Source organism: Providencia sp. PROV268 (assembly GCF_028477805.1).
Lineage (GTDB): Bacteria > Pseudomonadota > Gammaproteobacteria > Enterobacterales > Enterobacteriaceae > Providencia > Providencia stuartii.
The window spans coordinates 171,587-186,495 of record NZ_JAMPLW010000010.1; the positions used below are offsets into that span (position 1 = coordinate 171,587).

Consider the following 14,909-nt stretch of genomic DNA (forward strand, 5'->3'; position numbering starts at 1 on the left):
AGCTCTAATCTTGAATTATTAACAAAAGCGTATAATGGCTAGAAATTATCAGAAAAAGTTGTGGGAAAAATAGGAATAGCCACAGAAGGGGGTCCTCTGTGGCTAGCGTGTGAGATAAGTCAGCTAATCATTAGAAATTAATTGAACGACGACTAGTCGGCCGCCTTCTTCTGTCGATAACACAAACTGCAAGCCATCAGTCAATGCAATCTTATCGCCAATAGGTATCTGTCTTTTTTCTGGTAATACCATCAAGCCATCAATACGTTCATTCACTAGCCACCATTGGTTATTGTGGAAAATAAAATAACCAACACGTTTCTTTTGCTCATCCGTTGTTCGCTCATTAGGCGCAATAAGTCGATTAACATGCCAAGCATAAAGTGATTGCCCACTCCATACCATCAACCGGTGGTCATCTGGTCGATAATTTCCCGCTTTACGTGAAGAGTATAGGTTTAAGATCGGTAATTTACCTGAGTATGCAGTGCCACAATAAGGGCAAACAGGGTGCATTTTCCCAGAAAAAACATACCATTGCTGCTCACAATCATGGTTTTGACACGGTTGAATGAGATCGACAGTTTTTACTAGTGCCGTTTCCCACTCATCCGCAGTAGGCCTGAGAGAGGGTTCGTGCAGACCAGCAATAAACGCTTTTTCAAATAACGGCGTTAAATAAGGCCCCATCACGGTATAAGGGATTTTTTCAGGATCAGCCCAAGGCAAAGATGAAGGTTTAACCTGATTCAATTTAACGGCATTACTTCTATCGGTAGGGTGTTCAATAAAAAGCGCTTTTTCCCCCATTAATAAGCTTTCATCATTCATCTCATCATCCATATCATGAATTTTACCGCCACGCAGTGGATGTCGATAAAATAAATACATATAGATCAGAACTGATAACGCATGCCTATCTGTAGTAATACTCGGTAAAATACGATTTGGGTCGGATTTGGCTAAATGAGCCGTTTTGACCACTTCCGGTGCAATAAAATCTGGCGTACCGACCACATCGGGGGGATATTTTCCAGGAACCACTAACCCATCAATATCAATCACGCACGCATGCCCCTGTTCAGGGTCGATTAGCACGTTTTTATAGCTTAGATCACTGTGACACAGACCCGCAGCGTGCATTCGGCGAACGGCTCTTGCCAACAAAAGACACACTTTCAAGTAATTCAGCATATTGCCGCGTTCACGCGGATCTAAGAATTTATTTTGATTATTTGCGCTGGCAAACCACTTTCCTTCTTTTTCACGGCCTTTAATCGCTAGGAAGTCATTATTCTTAGAGCCATATTTAAAGAAAAAATGGGATTGATAAGTTGGAACAACAATACCAACCTTACCTTCATGCTTCACAATATCGGTTGGCCAACAAAACAAACCTTTCCAGTATTCACCACCAATTTGCTCAAAAATATTTTTTCTGTATTGCCCTGTGATCATATCAATACGTTCAAGCGATTGCGCATTTTGGGGCGTTTTATAAAATGCGACGACATAAGATCTGTCTGGCGAAAAATAGACATCCTTCATTGAGCCTGAACCAATAATTTCGTCAACGTATTGAACGGTTTTCCCATCCTGAGTTGTACAGGTAATAATATTTGCCATAAAAACCACCAAATTTATATTTCAGAACGGTTACCAAGCAACAATGATGGTGCGGTCATCATGATTACCTGCTGAGAAAAAATTTAACCATTCGGCAAGCTTTTTATCAGCCTCTACAGGGCTTTCTAAACAAGGCGTTATTTGCTCAAGAAGATCATCCCATCGCTGTGGATCTTTCAGGCCGTTATCGGTTTCAAAAATAGGATCAGAAACCCCATCAGTCATCAGGATCAGGTGAGTGATTTCAGGCCATTTACCAATCCCGATCCGCCGATTAAAGTCGTTATCATTGATTTCACTCTCATCGAGGAAACGGGTTTGCCCTGCATACTCCCCACTGTCGGGTACACCAAGAAGACGTACTTTACCTGCTGGACCATAAACCGCAATTGCCCCATCCCCCATCCAAAACGAAGCCGCGAATAACTCATCGCCAACACGCATTGAGGCCGTTGCCAGTAATGTCGTTGAGAATGATTTAATCGGTTGATCAACGTGAATAGCTTCATTTTTAATATTATTGATCGTCAATTGTGCTGCGTTATGGAACAACTTAGCAAAGTAGGCACCGATATATTTGGTTGATTCCGCATCCCATGACGTCAGCGCTCCCATAAATTGTGCTCTTTCTTCATCGCTAGCACTCGATAACCGCCCGTTAAGGTACTCACCGAACGTATTGACCGCAATACGTGAGCCTTCACGTGAGTTTTTTGCACTGCCTGCGCCATCAGCAACAATCATTAAGCTCCAACCACTTTTATCATCATGGTGAATATAAAAATCATCATCACGAAATGATCCAGCGTGTTCATGAGAGCGACCACGGCGGCTTGCTGCTGCAATACGCAATGGGCCTTCTGAAATAATTTGATGGTCAATATGCTTTTTAGGGTAAGGGCTATCTGCTGGTGGCTCATTAATTTGCCATAGACTACGAGGATCAGGATTGATAATAAAAATCCCCTCTGTGGTACAAGGCTCTCGGCCTTCACTTGACCAAACTACCGACATCTTAATGTTGCCACTTTGTGTTGGTACGCCTGATAACATTGATGTTTCAGCATCAAAGGTAACGCCAATCTCATCTGAAAAATCGACACGCTCAACGGTTGCCGTTTCACCATTACTCAATAACACTTGAACTTGAGAATTAAAGGCAAGCCCAACTCGCCCATTTGCGATCACAATGCTCGCAGTAGGAGGCAGAGAAACGGGTTCTTTCGTGATATTCGCATTGCCTGCTGCGGGGATCTGCCCCGGTTTAAGCACGGGCTCTTTTTCCAAAGATACAGGCTCGGTGACCTGCTGTGACTGGCTTTGCAAATAAGGCAATAATAGAGTCAGTTGTGAATCACTGAATTGGCACTCATTCAACCTATCAGCGAACTGTGCCTGCTCTTTAATATCTGCACATTTTTCTTGGATTTGCTCAAGAATGTTAAAAATGGCTTCAGCTATCTGTTTATCTTCATAAATTGCCACCAAAGCGCTTTCAGAAATAGGCATATTACGATTTCTAATTGCGTGCTCTAGCAGCAATTTAATCAATAGTGCATTTTGATCCATTACCCTTTTCCTCTAGTCACATCAAAATCAGACTGGTCATCACTATTGTTAAAAGAGATCCCCCTTTCACACCAAGGACAGATGACAGATTCAGGGCCATTGACACAGAGTAATTTGCCACAGGCACAGACGGCGAAAGCGGTCGCATTACCACAATATGGGCAACCTGGCGTACCATTTAGCTCGCTAGTGTTCACTTGTGACATATTCGCGCTATCATCGCTCCACGCAAAATAACTTTCATCAATGGTGTAACACCCTGTAAGGTTAAAGTGACTGAGGTTCAATTTGAAGTTCAGGTTAGGTAGATGTGTTGGTGGACGTTCATATTTCATCAAATAAGGCCGTTTAGAACGGTTACAACGCCCGACAAAAGTGACGCAAGTATCATCATAACTTGCCGCAATTTCATCTTTAGCTAACCGCACCACTTGCTCTGTCTTATGCAATAGTGGTGGTGCTTCATCGCCCACACTGCGACTTTGGGAAACAACGGATGCCGTAATCCATTTGATAAATTTAGTAAAATCCCCTTCCTGAGCTTCCGTAAACAATAAAACGTTCTCCGTTAATTGCGATAATACGTTTAAGTCGGCAGAGGCGCCTAAGCCAATCGCAATTAAATTGACTTTAGAGGCATATTTTTCTTTCCAACGCTGAATTTCCGGTGCCACATTATCGGTAGGTCGCCCATCTGTCAGTAAATAGACCACAGGCTTCCAATCCCCTTTTCTTTCATAAGTGGTTTTTTGGACTTGAGTATCTATTTGATAGGATAATTCTTTCAGGGCGCTACCAAGACTGGTTCCACCCCCTATGGGCAATTGAGGTGGATAGAAGGAAACAACTTCCGTTAACGGCACAATTGTTTTAGCAATACCCGCAAAAGCGATAATGGAAATCCAAGCTGTTTCTAATGCATGAGGGTCTTTTCTGAGATCGTTGACGATCATCTGTAGACCATCATTCATTTTTTTTAGGTTTTCTCCCACCATGGATTCAGAACAGTCAAGCACGAAGAAAATAGGCAGTCTTCTCATCACTAAACCTTATTACAAGTAAATTCCTTTCAAGCTGTCCTGTTGTTCATCAAACAGTGGATAGCCCAATAAAAGCAAAGTTTCATAATGAAACTTTGCTTTATTCCTATAATACAAGTTGTATTTCAGGAGGTGGAGGAGGCAAGGTATCCTGATTACTATTAATACCTGCGCTGGAACTCCCTGAAGAGACACTCGCTGAAACCCATTTAAAGAAACCGGAAAAGGCATTCGAGTCGAGTGTTTCAAGTGCAACGACTTGAGAGGTTAGCTGTTTCAGGTGGTCATGTTTTGCTTTTGGCCCCACGGCACAAGCAATAATGGAACCAAAAGAACGCTTTTTGATTTCTTTAATGGCTTCGGTATAAGCATAGCTGTCTGACGGAGTACCATCTGTCATTAAAAAAACTAAAGGTCGCCAATCCCCTTTTTGCGTATCGTCAGTACGTCTAATATCCCTATCAACACATTGAATTAAGCATTCCAATGCAGCGCCAGTGAAGGTCCCTCCAGAGCTAGGCACGACAATATCGGTAAATTGAAAGTTTTCTAATGCGGTAAGAGGAATAAATTCACGTGCTTCGTTATCATAGGTGATGATCGCGATATGAACACTCTCTAATGCGTAAGGATCTTGCCTTAGTGCATTAAGCATAGCTTGGATCCCAACGTTTACGGCATGTATTGATTCACCTCGCATTGAGCCAGATGTATCAATCAAAAGATAAACGGGTAACCTTCTCATTTAGCAATAATCCTTCAAATAAGAGACGAATGAATCTGAGTCTGAAGGTTGACCTATCGCATTCAATTTCCAGCCAGAGTCTTCTCTGACCAACTCAGCAAAAAGCATAGAGCGCTGGTGATTAAATTCTGCACCACCAGATAAATCGAAACGCGCCATTTCAACATTTTTCGCATCGACTGCACGAATAAACGCATTTTGTACTTTGCCAAAATGTTGTTGTAACTGCTTACCGTTATAAATCTGCACAATGAAGACAATTTTGGCATATTTGTCATCAAGGGTGTTCAGTTTTACGATAATCTGTTCATCGTCACCATCACCAGCGCCTGTACGGTTGTCACCCGTCAACCAAATTTGCCCTGATTTATGTCTTAGGCTATTAAAGAAAATAATGTCGCCATCAACAAGAGATGCTTGACCGCCTTCCATTCTGCCTAAATCTGCAACCTTACCATTAGCGTCACATAAAAAAGCAATGACATCTAAGTCGTACTCTTCTTGTTTACCGAAAAGACTTCCTAGAAAACCTTTTTTTTCTTCTTTAATATCCCAACCCAGCCCAATGGTGACAGAGGAAAGATCATATTCACTTTTCTTTAAACTGACGCCTTGGCCTTTCTTTAAGCTAACTGACATAAATTAATCCTTTTTAAAGTACCACATTAACTTCTGGTGGCGGTGGTGGTAAGTCATTGAGATCAGCAATATCTTTTTTACTCAAATCCACTTTCTGACTACCTACGGAGATACTTGCAGATACCCACTTAAAGAAAGACTTAATCGTCGTTGAATCCGCGGTATCTAACTGAAGAACAACCTCGGTGATCTCTTTTAACACTTTTGTTTGTGCTGATTGCCCCGCTGCACAAGCAATGACGAGCCCCGTTCTTGCTGCTTTAAATTTGTTTAATCCGGCCTTCCAATCATCAGTTGGTGCCCCATCCGTCATAATAAATACCAACGGACGCCAATCACCTTTTGACTCTACGGTTGTTCTTTGCACTTCATTTTCGATACAGTGAGCCACAACGGAGAGAGCGTCTCCCAATGCTGTCGTGCCACTCGCTTGTAAATCAGGTAAGGAAAAATTGATAAGGTCGGTTAATGGAACAATTTGTTGTGCCGTTGAGTTGAAGGTAATAATGGATACATGGGCAGTTTCGAGTGCATAAGGATCTTGTCTTAGTGTCGATAACAGCGTTTGCACACCATTTTTCACCGCTTCAATCGGCTCTCCGTGCATAGAACCAGAGGTATCAAGTAAAAGATAAACGGGCAATCGGCGCATGAATGAGTCCTATTCAAAATTATGTTTTTTATTTATACAATATCTTAATGCATCTCAACATGAATTCAATCAATATTGCACTTAGTACTCGTAGCAAGGCAATCAGAACAATCCCGTTAATAATTGAAAATTAAGTAAAAAAATAGCCGACTAAAATTAGTCGGCTATTATTCGGATTAATCATAATTCAGTAAATCTCAATGAATGCTAATGATACGCCTCGACTATATTTCTCGCCCACATTAGGGAAAAGCATCATTAACAATGCGATAACTTAAAGCATAACGAATAGATACACTTAATAAGTTAGCTTTTTTTATTTTCTGCGGAGATTTTTTGAATAAGCTGCTCAATAAAATTATCAACCAGTAATTCAACGGCATCACTACGAGTTGATTTATTTAAACGTGATAGTCGGTCAATCTTTCTTAACGTAAGCATTTTTAATGACAATGAAACTGACTTCTTTTTGTCTTTATCTAATCTTACCCGACTAGTAATTTCTTGATGCATTCTTTCTTCATTAGCCACTAATGCTTCGCGCATGCGACGGATCGTTTTATTATCCAATTGCCCTCTTTCGGTCATTTGATAAGCACGATTCGATTTACTGTATTTTATCTCTGCGCCATAAGCTTCACGCAGCTCTTTCAATACGCGTGTCAACGTTGGCTCTGAGCATTCTAGCGAAGAGATTATTTTTGTCGTAGCAACTGGCTTCCCCGGACTTAAAAGCGCGGCTAATGTATAAACTCTGATTTGGCGAGTACTGAGTTGCATGATTGTTGTCACTTACTTGAATAAAATCGAAAATTAAGGATACAAAATAGATTTGATACTTATATATGATAATATCTTTAAATATTAATAACATATATTATATCAAAAGAAAACTCACCTATTGGCGATAACATGCGAAAATCCATGTATGATAACCATTTTCAACCCAACTAACGATTTTACTTAAAATAATGTCGATAACACAAGCCATACTTCCTATACTATCGAATTATTTAAAACGTCAATCATCAACTTCATCATTGTGTTGCATTTAAACGCGGTGAACCTATTTTGCCTTGCTCTTGTGCGATACCGTAGATTTTTGAACGAGCTAAAATACCGATTGCCCAACGCCGATGAGTCGCAGGCTCGCACATAGCGCCCTGAGATTTAAACACCGCTTGGGTTGAGTTCAAAATACGTAAAGCGTCCGAATGTTCTGACTGAGAGACCATCAGTGCTTGTTCTATTTTACTGATCTGCTTAGGATGGATCGCCGTTTTCCCCACTAAGCCATTAGCAATATCAAGCATCAACTCTTTTTCCATGATTTGATGGTCGTCGATATGCTCGCAAACTGGAGCCGTTAAAAAGAAATTACGGGAGCCAAAAACCGCAACGAGCATTTTGATCACATACCCCATCGGTCCATCATATAACGTAAAATGGCGATTACGTCGCAATGAAATCACATTCATTAAATCATTTCCACCAATTCGTAGCGCAATAATTCGCTCATGACAAGGGTGTACTAGTAAATGATTTGCAAGTTCAGTCATTTGTATTACATCAAAGACTTCTTCTGTTTCCAGTGTCGGCATCATGCACAAATGTGTATTTTCGATGATATTCCACCAGACCGGGAGTGATTCTTGGGTAAATTTTGGCAGTACAAAACCGTCAATTGCACTGAGATCAAGATGTTGCACTATCCATTCACCCATTTCCGTCTCTCTTGGGCGAATAAACACTAACGGCCACGCCTGATTACCCGTTTGTTTTTTAACTTCAGATAATTCAAGTAGTAAAGCTTGCAGGTTATTAAGCGCCAGAGGAATATCCGATTCACTCACCGAATCTTCTAAACAGATGATTAATGAACGTAGTCCTGCTATTTTGTGATTCAAAATAACATCAGCAATATCAGTACGTGTTGCTGGCATATAAAGCGTAGCACCTAGTTTCCAAGGTGAGAGTCTCTGCTCCATTACTTTACCTTCTTAATAATCGTTACTGCACGATATTGGCCGATGTCATTGCCAACCTCAGTGATAGTAATATTTTTCTGTTGTGCTAAATAAACCAACAAAGCGACATCAGGATCACTCATTTTGCGCACTAAAACATGATCGGGAACACGACGTAATACCGCACGAGTTGCCTCTGCAATCCCTGGTTTGATACGGTTAATATTGGTAATACTGTATTGCTCTGCCAACGTGTTGATTACCTGCTCGCTACGCTGTTTGAGCGATGCGCATAATGGGGAGTTTGGAGACGGTGTGGCAATTGAAGCCATCTCTAAAGCATCTCGTTGTTTGGCAACGGTATCGACAAGCAGGCGGCTGCACTCAAATTGGCTTAAATGATCACATTTAACACAGCCATGAAAGCCTGATTCAGTCCATATTGAGCGTGAAATTAACCCTGAAACAGGTGCTCCCATGATACCAAATGGGATCAACCAATCATCATGGCTCGCAGACAACCATGCACACCCACAAGGATCTGCTAGTACGACGAGTCTAGGCTGCGCAGGATAGCCCTCACGCCCCGTTAATGAGCGCACTAATTCACCGGTTATGGCCCCTTTTCCCGTCCAGCCATCAACAAACACAATACCTTCGGTGCCATGACGCCGCTCAATCCACTCTAATGCCGTGGTATCGATTCCTCTATCGCGAATAATACTGATACCATAGTGATAAGACTCTTTCCCCATCGCACGTAGTGTTTGTTGCAACATAACACCTAACGGCACACCTGCCCTCACAAGGCTCGTCAGCACAATTGGGGTCTTATCGAACTGCTGAATTAGCGCTTTGGCTAGCATCACAACCTCGCTAGCTAAACGTGCCGCGCCTGAATCAAGGGCTTTCGCAAATAAATCAAGGTGCCACGGAGTCGGTTCAGGCTCTTGGCTTAGCATATCTGAATAGTGCTTTGCCCCTGACTGTATAAGTTGCTCTTTTAGCTCAACAGGTGTCATTTCGATGGTGACGGGCTGCAACAAAAAATGGACATCATCAGGCAAATAGCTACCAGAAAAAGGTTCAAAATCACGCATCGTCTAATCCCTCAAAAATCTTTGTATTAATTTGAGCAGCAAACTGACTCTGTTTTGGCATTCCAAACCAACTACACAGCTTCATAAAACGATGATCGCTTAAGCTATCACCTAAACCAATCACAGGAAAAACGCCTCGTTCACTTCTCAATTTATTAAGTAAATAAGTCACCGCATGCCCTTTTTCTATCGACTCAGGCAACCAAGCAATATTGTTACTGTTACGATGAATATAGAAACCTTTGGTTGAAAATAGCTGCTCAATTTCATCGCCAATGGCATACAGCTCATCTAATTTAGTGCTATCGCGGTGCTTCATAACCAAATAAATGGGCGTATTATCATATTCATAATTAATTCGTGCCCAAGCATCGATATTGCGTTCGGCCATTAACGCGGTGATCTTTTGCTGCATCTGGATCAGTTGTTCAGTGTAATTTTGCAGGCTCGCTAATATTTGTGTTCGCCACTGCCTATCTTCTTCACCCTGTGGATTTAAGATCACCGCCCCGTGTGTCGTAATGGCCCAAGAACGAAAGGGGATGGTGACACGGCGGATCTCTTCCGTTCCACGCGCGGTAACAGGGATCAGATCAGCATTTTCAATCATCCAATTCACTAGCATGGCTTGCTCTTGGGTCATAAAGCTACGTGGCTCTAGGTCTCTGTCTAAGGCGCCAACCTGAAAAGGCATTAAGTCTAGCTCATCAACCATTTTCCGCCGGGTCTGAAACAAAGTGTCATCTAAATCGGTAAAAATCACCGGCCTACTCATAACTTAATACCTCAACTATTGGGGCCACTTTATTCAGTGCTTCAAGTAGTACGGGGTCCACACTCTCTTTGGGTGTTTCGATGCACAGTATGATGCGTGAGAAATGTTGATGGGCAACGTTATAAACAAAATTAGGGATCCCCAAGCCGTAATTATCCTTAAAGGCAATAGCAGATTGAATTGCATAATTAACAGAAATTGGTGAACGCGTTGTGGAGCTATATTTTACCTCCGCACCTTGTTGCTCTAACCTCTCTGCTAACAAAAAGGGTTCCCAAACAAATTCCCCTGAGCCAAGCACCAATATTTTTTCGTCGGAAGAGGCTTGGATATGGCGACCCAAATCTCCAGCCGGTGCTGCTATCCCCAACCTTCCCCAACTTTGCTTACCTGTAATTGGGAAATGACCTGTTCCTGTAATATTCACATTTGGCATGATGGGGACAGGCGCATCTTTATTTTGCTGCCACTGCCATTGCCCCTGCACTAACGATAGAGTACGTATCGGTAAGGGGCTACGCTCTTGTAAAGCGTCACCACTCCAATCGGTTAAGGTGACGGCTATCACCTGTTTAATCTCAGTCAAACCGCCAGCGTCACGTAAAGCACAAAGTAAATTAATAAAGGTATTTCCCGTGGTTGCCTCATCATCAACAAGGACAACGGTTTGCGCATGCAATACACGGCGTCTTAATTCAGGGTCATGGGGTAAATAAAGCAGATGATCCGTCGCATGGCTGTGATTTTCTTTGAACTCACACAATAACTCCCCCCCTTCAACAGGATGACGAGTCGACGTCAAATAGACAGAATCTTTATAATGTTTTCTCGCCTCATCAAACACGCCAGCCCCTAACCCCACGGCGGTTTCTGCCATGCCTATAAATAAAACAGGCCCTTCAAGTGTTGACGGAAATTGTTGGCATAATTGCTGATATGTTTTACGCATCAATTTTGGCTGGACAGGAATATGCCTGCCCAACACTTTACTCACAAATAGAAAGGCACGTTTCGGGTTACGTCTCTCTGCGATTTCAAAGAGTTCATCTAGCGTGTCCAAAGAACAAGTGGGAATAACACTCAAAGTGCCAGTCGTCAGATTGCGGCGGTAAACTACAGGCTCAGTCGTACTCTTCATTATTAGTTTTTATCCGTACTGATTAAATTGGTTGTTATTGAACTATAACTGATTGAATTTGTGATAGGCCGTATAATCGAAGGTGTGAATTTTGCTTTTTCAGCAACGACTTCCTCTTGGCTAATTAGACCAAGCTGCCGCAAAGCAAAAATACCAGGTAGGTTGATACCACTATGTTGTGTGTAACCTATTCCACCAGAAGGACGCATATTGATTTCAAGCAAAACGGCGTTCCCCTGAGCATCATTGCGTGTTTGCACATTAACAATCCCATCGGCTTGCATCACTTGCGCGCAAGCACAGCCTAACTCATAAGCTTCCCCTGAGTTTTCTAAGTGCTGCAAAGAGCCTTCTTTACGGCGAGCAACCGCAGCAATAACACGACCTTGTTCGACAACCATATCTACCGAATATTCAGGCCCCGGCAAATAAGGCATTAAGACTAAAGGTTCAAAGCCGTCTGCTTGTTCCATCGCTTGCAAATAGAGACGAGGGTTAACTCGACGACTCTCAGGGTGAGTAAATGCCGCCATAGCAGAAACGGAATCATCAAAACGCCAAAATCCCATACCATAAATCCCTTTAATAGGTTTCACACATAATGGCACATTTTTAAAAGGGTTATTCACGATAAATGCTTTTAATTCATCAATTGAGTCAATCTGAATAGAGGGGACAACGGGCAAACCGTGCTTTTCCATTGATTGTGCAAAAGCATATTTATCATCGGCTAACTGAAGTGCACTAACGCTCATCGCCCCCGTTGTTAATTTAACGCCAAGAGACTCAATTTGCTGGCGGTGAGATTCAAACCATTCACTATTTCGGCCAGCTTGGATTGCCGATATTTTCTCTTTTTCAACCAGCCGAGTGATAAATGCCAATCGCTCAGTACTATCTTCTGGCTCTAATCGTGCATAGTCGGCCTGAGATAAAATTTCATTTCGGGCATGACGATGAGAAGCAAATATCGTTATGTTTTTCAGTTGTTGTTGAGCAAACTCACGAGCACCTTGAATAAGGTCTCGCTGCGAAGACAAGCCTTCCATAAACCATATTTTACTGTTCATCAATCCCTACATCCATCCGAAGCACCCAATAATAAGATCGGCAATAATGCGATTTAAACCGCAACATGTCAATCATATTGTGATTTATTACCGTTAATAGTTTAGAACTACATATATTTACATTTAGTTCGGAAAAATCTCATTAATCAATATACTAAAAATGAATTAATCATTTATATTCAACACGTTAAAATAAAAAGAAATAATATTGAAAAAAATAGCGTTGCCCAACTACTTCATCATGATATGATTAACTTTATATTTTGGATTTTAGTTATGTAAAAACCACTATTTCATCGTAACTTTGAAGGAATTTTATTATGGTTTCATTGAGCAAAAATCAAACCATCTCCCTGAGCAAGCAAGCACCTGCGTTGAATCATCTGATGTTTGGTTTGGGCTGGGATCCGGTTCAGGTTAAGAAAAAAGGATTTTTAAGTGGGCTTTTTGGTGGCGGTAATTCAATCGATTTGGACGCTAGCTGCATTTTACTTGATGCACAAGGAAAGCAAATTGATGTAGTCTCTTTCCGCAAATTAAAATCAAGCTGCAACTCTGTCATTCATTCAGGCGATAACCTTACCGGTGAAGGTGATGGCGATGATGAAACCATTTTTGTAGAACTCAATAAACTGCCAGCCAATACCGAATACCTCGCATTCACAGTCAATAGCTTCCGTGGTCAAACCTTCAATGAAGTCGAAAACGCATTTTGCCGCGTTGTTGATCACGCTACTAAAAAGGAGCTGGCAAACTATAAATTAACGGAACAAGGCTCGCATACAGGGATCATTATTGCTTCTTTGCGTCGTAATAACGGTCAGTGGGATTTCACCGCTCACGGTTCGCCTTCTACAGGTCGCACTATTCAAGATATGCAATCTGACATCGTTAATGTGGTGGTACGCCCATGAATATGACTCCAGGTGCTAATGCTACCGTTCCTTCTCAAACCCTGACGATCCGTATTCAATCTGGCATGGCTGTTGATGCCTCGGCTTTCCGTTTATACGATACAGGTAAAGTTAAAAACGATGCGGATATGGTTTTTTATGGTCAAACAACGAATGATGATCAAACCATTAGCTTTCGTCCTGAAGGCAACAATAGCCTCTTTACCGTCGATTTAAATCGTTTACACCCTAGTGTGCAAAAAGTTGCATTTACAGCAACTTGTGACGGCAACCAAACCATTGCTGGCTTGCAGCGTCTTGCTATTCAAGTTGATGCTAATAATGAAGTTTTGTTAAACGGCACGGTGGAAACTAATGGACGCCAAGAAGCGGCATTAATTCTCGGTGAACTCTATCGCCGTAATGACAGTTGGAAGTTCCGCTTTATTGCTCAAGGGTTTAATGGTGGACTAAAACCTCTCGCTGAGCATTTTGGTGTTGATGTTGAAGATACACCGACACCCGCGCCGACACCCACTCCAGCACCAGCCTCAACACCAACACCGCCCCCTGCTCCGGCTTCCGTGAATCTGAGCAAAGTGTCTCTAACTAAAGAAAAACCTTCAATTAGCCTCGTTAAAAAAGACGATTTTGGGAAGATAAGGATCAACCTTGATTGGCACCGTGGTAGTAATACTGGGTCAACAGGCTTCTTAGGTGGCTTATTTGGTGGTGGAAATAAAGGAATTGACCTTGATTTAGGTGCATTTGTTGAGCTACAGAACCGTGAAAAAGGGGTTATCCAAGCGCTTGGAAACACTTTCGGCTTCTTTAATTCTCCACCGTTCGTCGAGTTACAAGGGGATGACCGCACTGGTGATGTTTCAGGTGGCGAATGGATATATATCAATGGTCGTGAGTGGAAAAATATCAAGCAAATACTGATTTACGCCTTTATTTACGAAGGTGTACCAAGCTGGGATAAAACGGACGGTGTGGTCACTATTCATGTACCAGATCAACCACCAATTGAAACACGTTTAACCGAAGGAAATAATGGTCGCGGCATGTGCGCTATCGCGCGACTCGTGAACGAGCAAGGCGCTATCAAAGTTGAGCGTATCAACCAGTTCTTTAAAGGTCATAAAGATATGGATAACGCCTTTGGCTGGGGGTTTCGCTGGACTGCCGGTTCTAAATAATCAAAAGGAAATTAGGGGATATACCATGAGTTTTTTCAATAAAGTTAAAGATGCATTGAATACAGGCCGAGCAGAGTTAACCAAACAAGTCGGTCGTTTTAAAAACAAAAAATTTATGCAAGGCACCGTGGCTGTTTGTGCTCGTATTGCTATTGCCAGCGATGGCGTTAGCTCTGAAGAGAAGCAGAAAATGCTTGGCTTCTTAAAAGCCTCTGATGAGTTAAAAGTTTTTGATACCACTGAAGTGATTGAGTTTTTTAATAAGCTCATTACAAGCTTTGATTTCGACTCAGAAATTGGCAAGGGTGAAACAATGAAATACATCCTTGCACTAAAAGATCAACCTGAAGCCGCTCAGTTAGCTATCCGCGTTGGTATTGCGGTCGCCAAAAGTGATGGTGATTTTGACAATGATGAGAAAGCCGCGGTACGTGATATTGCAACTGCATTAGGCTTTTCACCAGCAGACTTTGGTCTGTAATTTTAATTAAGG

At 42.0% G+C, this 14,909-nt stretch carries 15 protein-coding genes; 3 read left to right on the plus strand and 12 right to left on the minus strand.

Features of this window, described 5'->3' with window-relative positions; genetic code table 11:
• Positions 1–123: 123 nt before the first annotated feature.
• The 12 genes from PR699_RS09235 to PR699_RS09290 form a co-directional block, all read right to left on the minus strand.
• A complete protein-coding gene (locus tag PR699_RS09235; protein ID WP_014656800.1) occupies positions 124–1,626 on the minus strand; it encodes a helix-hairpin-helix domain-containing protein in 1,503 nt (500 codons plus the stop codon).
• Positions 1,627–1,656: 30 nt separating this feature from the next.
• Positions 1,657–3,195, minus strand: coding sequence for a PP2C family serine/threonine-protein phosphatase (locus PR699_RS09240; RefSeq protein WP_004926841.1), 1,539 nt, complete (start codon positions 3,193–3,195; stop codon positions 1,657–1,659).
• Positions 3,195–4,235 (minus strand): TerY-C metal binding domain-containing protein, encoded by a 1,041-nt coding sequence (locus PR699_RS09245; RefSeq protein ID WP_014656801.1) that lies wholly within the window; start codon positions 4,233–4,235, stop codon positions 3,195–3,197. Before PR699_RS09245 ends, PR699_RS09240 begins: the two co-directional genes overlap by 1 nt.
• A 106-nt stretch (positions 4,236–4,341) precedes the next feature.
• Positions 4,342–4,980 carry a VWA domain-containing protein gene (locus tag PR699_RS09250; protein WP_004926837.1) on the minus strand — a complete coding sequence of 213 codons (639 nt, stop codon included), beginning with the start codon at positions 4,978–4,980 and terminating at the stop codon, positions 4,342–4,344.
• On the minus strand, positions 4,981–5,619 hold the full coding sequence (locus PR699_RS09255; protein WP_004926835.1) for a TerD family protein: 639 nt from the start codon (positions 5,617–5,619) through the stop codon (positions 4,981–4,983).
• A 13-nt stretch (positions 5,620–5,632) separates the two neighbouring features.
• Positions 5,633–6,271, minus strand: coding sequence for a VWA domain-containing protein (locus PR699_RS09260; protein ID WP_014656804.1), 639 nt, complete (start codon positions 6,269–6,271; stop codon positions 5,633–5,635).
• A 306-nt stretch (positions 6,272–6,577) separates the two neighbouring features.
• A complete protein-coding gene (locus PR699_RS09265) occupies positions 6,578–7,051 on the minus strand; it encodes a hypothetical protein (protein ID WP_004926830.1) in 474 nt (157 codons plus the stop codon).
• Positions 7,052–7,308: 257 nt separating this feature from the next.
• Complete coding sequence (locus PR699_RS09270) at positions 7,309–8,259, minus strand: HpcH/HpaI aldolase/citrate lyase family protein (protein ID WP_004926828.1); 951 nt, start codon at positions 8,257–8,259, stop codon at positions 7,309–7,311.
• Positions 8,259–9,338, minus strand: a complete 1,080-nt coding sequence (locus tag PR699_RS09275; protein ID WP_014656807.1) for a cysteine protease StiP family protein — start codon at positions 9,336–9,338, stop codon at positions 8,259–8,261. Before PR699_RS09275 ends, PR699_RS09270 begins: the two co-directional genes overlap by 1 nt.
• Complete coding sequence (locus PR699_RS09280; protein WP_014656808.1) at positions 9,331–10,113, minus strand: hypothetical protein; 783 nt, start codon at positions 10,111–10,113, stop codon at positions 9,331–9,333. Before PR699_RS09280 ends, PR699_RS09275 begins: the two co-directional genes overlap by 8 nt.
• Positions 10,106–11,251, minus strand: coding sequence for a phosphoribosyltransferase domain-containing protein (locus PR699_RS09285; RefSeq protein WP_004926817.1), 1,146 nt, complete (start codon positions 11,249–11,251; stop codon positions 10,106–10,108). The genes PR699_RS09280 and PR699_RS09285 overlap by 8 nt, the downstream gene beginning before the upstream one ends.
• 2 nt (positions 11,252–11,253) lie before the next feature.
• Entirely contained in the window at positions 11,254–12,321 is a 1,068-nt protein-coding gene (locus PR699_RS09290) for an ATP-grasp domain-containing protein (protein WP_014656809.1), read from the minus strand.
• A 320-nt stretch (positions 12,322–12,641) separates the two neighbouring features.
• Here PR699_RS09290 and PR699_RS09295 point away from each other — a divergent pair, with 320 nt between their 5' ends.
• From PR699_RS09295 to PR699_RS09305, 3 genes are read left to right on the plus strand one after another with little or no spacing between them, the layout of a single operon-like run.
• The gene (locus PR699_RS09295; protein WP_004926810.1) at positions 12,642–13,235 is read left to right on the plus strand and encodes a TerD family protein; all 594 of its coding nucleotides are present in this window, start codon (positions 12,642–12,644) and stop codon (positions 13,233–13,235) included.
• Positions 13,232–14,416, plus strand: a complete 1,185-nt coding sequence (locus PR699_RS09300; RefSeq protein ID WP_004926807.1) for a TerD family protein — start codon at positions 13,232–13,234, stop codon at positions 14,414–14,416. The genes PR699_RS09295 and PR699_RS09300 overlap by 4 nt, the downstream gene beginning before the upstream one ends.
• 25 nt (positions 14,417–14,441) lie before the next feature.
• Positions 14,442–14,897 (plus strand): tellurite resistance TerB family protein, encoded by a 456-nt coding sequence (locus PR699_RS09305; RefSeq protein ID WP_004926805.1) that lies wholly within the window; start codon positions 14,442–14,444, stop codon positions 14,895–14,897.
• Positions 14,898–14,909: the final 12 nt, after the last annotated feature.